Here is a 3702-nt window from a genome sequence, read left to right on the forward strand (position 1 = left end):
GTACGCGGTCCTCCGCGAACTCCAGGCCCTCCTGGCAACCTGGACCGGCGCCTGCTCGATATGCGGCCAACCCTCACCCGCCCCCGAACCCCACCACAGGACCTAACAAAGCCCTACTAAGAGCGTCCGCCAGTAGGCGTTGACCTGGGCTATCGGATGCGGGGGCTGCGCGGGCGGGTGTCCCACCGGTGGGTGTACCAGGCTCGTCGGATCAGGCTACGGACGGTGATGATGGCCGTGGCCAGAGCAAGGAAGAACTCGGTGCATGCGCGTCGCCGCTCGGTGTTGCGGCGAAGCTTGCCGAAGTTGTTCATCCACGAGCTTGTGCGCTCGACCACCCAGCGGCCGTCGGTCTGGATCGGCGTCTTCGTGCCGGTCGTGTCCCGCCTTGTGGTGTAGCCGATCTTGCTTGAGATCTTCACGGATGCTCGGCTAACGAGAAGCCGGACAGCGCGCCCGGACCGAAGCCCACAGGCTGACGGCCCGTCAAGCCAGGCGGGGGCTCCTCGAAGCCGGGATTCCGGTCGTGAACTGCGCTTTTGTCACCTTGATCGGCTACACCACGAGGCGGGACACGATCTTCGTGCCGCGCTTGCTGATTCGTGGCCTGATCTCGCGTTCGGCCAGGGCGGTGTTGACGGGCTGGTAGTCGTAGCCGGCATCCAGGCTTAGCGCCGGGTTCTGCGGTGCGTGGTCTAGACGTTCTGTCAACTCGGTGAACTCGTCGAGGGTTTCGGGGAGCAGCGTGTGGTCGCGAATGTTCGCGGCGGCGGGCACCGTGACCACGGGTATCCCGTAACCGTCGGTCAGCTGGGACCGCTTCGTGCCCTGCTTGCCCCGGTCCACCGGAGACTTCCCCGCGCACTGGCCGCCCGAGGGTGCCTTGGTGATGCACCCGTCCGCGGCCAGATCCTCGAGTTCCAGGCCCACCATCTGGTCGTACGCTCGCAGCACCGCGAGAAGCAGGTGGCCGATGACACCGGCCTCGATCCACTCGTCCCGCCGCCGGCGGATCGTGGTCGCCGAACAGGCCCGGTCAGCGACCCGCTCGTAGCCCATCCCCGAGACCAACGCCAGGACAAGCCGGTCGAACACGACCGCGTCCGCGATCCGCGGGTTGTGGCACCCCAGCGGGTGCGAATCGGGCCGGGCAGGGATCAGCCCCAGGAACTCCTCACGGATCGGGTCGATGATGGACGCGGGCACGACGGACACGAACCCCCCAGATGGTCACATAGCGTAGGCAACTCCATGATCATCAAACCCGTCTCCGTCGTGCCATCCTCTCCGTTCTGGCCTACTGGCCTACTGGCCTACTGGCCGACGCTCTACACGATGAAGCGGTGGATGGCCTCGTTGGCGTGGTCCTGAAACGACGGGTTGGCCAAGTCGGGGAAGATATCCGCTTGGTCGACCAGGGGGCCCTTCAGCTTGTTGGCCGCGCTGGCGTAGAACACGCCGCTGGACAGGGTCGGGTCGGTGACGCCGTCGACCAGTCGTTTCGCGCCGACCTCGAGCTTGTGGGAGATCCCCAGGGCGGGCAGGACGTACTTGGACGCCAGACGCAGCGGTAGGGCGATGTCGTTGGAGGCTTGGGTGCCGGTGGTGGCGCCGGGGCTCACGGTGATGAAGCGGCGGTCGGGGTGCTGGCGGGCCAGGTAGGCCATCCATAGGGCCCCGATGTACTTGGCCTGTCCGAAGGCGAGGTTGAAGTCGGTCTTTCCGTCGGCGAAGTACCTGCCGTCGATGACGGTGGCGAGTTCATCGGCAGAGGTTGAGGCGAAGGACGGCCGCTTCATCTGCAGCATCGGAAGTCCCCTGGCTGCTTCGCTCCCGGCGAGGACCGCGACCTCGCCGAGCCGCCCCTCGGCCAGGAGTCCTTCGAGGAGGACGACGTGGCCGAGAACATTCGTCGCGAAGACATTGGTGACCCCGTCAGCGGTCAACTCCATCGACCGCGGGCCGATGACGCCGGCGTTCATGACCAACGCGTCGACGGTTCCGTCGACGGCGGCAAGGCCGGCTCGCACCGAGCCCAGATCGGCGACATCCATGACGACGATGTCGAAGATGCGCCGCCCGGTGACGGCTTCGAGCTCGGCCTTCGCCGTTGTCGCCCGGTCTGGGTTGCGGCAGGCCAGGTAGATGCGGGCCGTCTCCGGTCGCAGAGCCAGTTGCCGGGCAACGTCCTTGCCGATCCCGACGTTGGCGCCCGTAATCATCACGGTCTTTCCCGGGAGTGTACTCATCGGGATTGCCTCTCATCTTCTGCGGGGCTGTTCAGGTTGGACGGCTCATGCTGATTCGCGGGGCCGGTGCTGCGTTGACGAGTCACGCGGCCCTCAAAGTGGGTTGTGCAGCTCAGTCTGACCCGGGTCAGACTGGGCTGTCAAACTCAGAATCGCTACCATGGGTGCATGGCGAACAAGACGAACGATCGGCCGCGGCTCACCGCGAAGGGCGAGCGCGTCCGGGGCCGAATCGTGGAGGGGGCTGCGGCCTTGATCCACGAGCGCGGAGTCGCGGGTACCACCCTGGAAGACGTCAAGGGGGCAGCGGAGGTCAGCGGCTCGCAGCTCTACCACTACTTTCCCGACAAGAACGAGCTCCTGCAGGCGGTCATCGACTACCAAGCCGACACCCTCGTCAATCACAATCGGCAGGCGCTCAGCAGTGAAGACGGAGTCGCAGCCTGGCGGGACATGCTGATCGCCGGGGTGAAGCACGGCCAGGCAAAGGGCGGCTGCCCACTCGGTTCGCTCGGCGGCCAACTCGCCGAGAGCGACCCCGAGGCCCGAGCCCTCATCGCCGCCGGATTCGAGCGATGGTCAGCTGCCATCAGCGAAGGACTCACGTCGCTTCACGCCGACGGGAAGCTCGCACCCGGCATCGACCCGGACGCCCTCGCCACCACGATGCTCGCCACCCTGCAAGGCGGACTGCTACTCGCCCAGGTACAACGGAGTACGCGCCCCTTCGAAGTTGCAATCGATACCGTCCTCGCCCTTGCCATCCGGACTTGAGACTCGAAGACCGGTCCCGATAGGAGGGCAACCCCCGGATGGTCCCCGAAGCCACCGGCCTGGGGCCGTCCGTGACAGCTAGGACAAGTCGCCCGTGGGCTTCCCCGCGGCTCACCAACGGGTGCCCCTCTCCCGAGGGTGCCGCTGGGGCCCCCAGCAGCCACTCACGCGGCGGAGCCACCGCTGAAGATGAGCGACCTGGTCGCGTCCGTCACCAACACGGCCGACGCCTCCCCCGAGTTCGCCCCGCGCAGCTGCCGGGCGCGCCTGGCAGCCCTGCAAGTAGCCGGGTGGACTCCGCCATGGGCCGCTGAACGATGCGTAGCAATGCCACCAGGCCCGCCTCCGCGCGCCGCCCGACGGCTCGGGCCTGGCCCCGCTTATGCAGTTCCTCGGACTCATCGTCGCGTTGAGGCAGAGCGGCACGGCCCCGCCGAGCGGCGGCGATGCGGTCCTCCACCTGAGGCACGGCCGTCATCACCGTCCGTAGCCTGATCCGAGCCTGGTATACCCACCGGCAAGACACCCGCCCGCCCAGCCCCCGCATCCGATAGCCCAGCTCAACGCCTACTGGCGGACGCTCTAATGAGCCTTCGCCATCTTCGAACGTGCAGGTCGGAGGGGCTGGCGTGACGGTTCTCCGGGATGCTCGCGCTGGCCGTGGGCGGGTGTCTGCGGT

Annotated in this window: 2 protein-coding genes and 2 pseudogenes; 1 reads left to right on the forward strand and 3 read right to left on the reverse strand. The window is 67.1% G+C overall.

Translation table 11 applies throughout. From position 1 onward, the window contains the following. Positions 1-149 precede the first annotated feature (149 nt). The 3 genes and pseudogenes from ACZ38L_RS38815 to ACZ38L_RS38825 all read right to left on the reverse strand — a co-directional run. Positions 150-428, reverse strand: a pseudogene (locus ACZ38L_RS38815) (IS5/IS1182 family transposase); the annotation flags it as partial. A gap of 151 nt (positions 429-579) precedes the next feature. Beyond that, positions 580-1215, reverse strand: a pseudogene (locus ACZ38L_RS38820) (transposase family protein); the annotation flags it as partial. A gap of 113 nt (positions 1216-1328) precedes the next feature. Next, positions 1329-2222, reverse strand: a complete 894-nt coding sequence (locus tag ACZ38L_RS38825) for an SDR family NAD(P)-dependent oxidoreductase (RefSeq protein ID WP_465702749.1) — start codon at positions 2220-2222, stop codon at positions 1329-1331. Positions 2223-2417: 195 nt separating this feature from the next. On the opposite strand from ACZ38L_RS38825, the gene ACZ38L_RS38830 reads away from it, so the two are divergent. Continuing rightward, positions 2418-3023, forward strand: coding sequence for a TetR/AcrR family transcriptional regulator (locus tag ACZ38L_RS38830; RefSeq protein WP_035803929.1), 606 nt, complete (start codon positions 2418-2420; stop codon positions 3021-3023). The last annotated feature ends 679 nt before the right edge of the window (positions 3024-3702 follow it).

Source organism: Kitasatospora sp. NPDC024654, assembly GCF_055559155.1.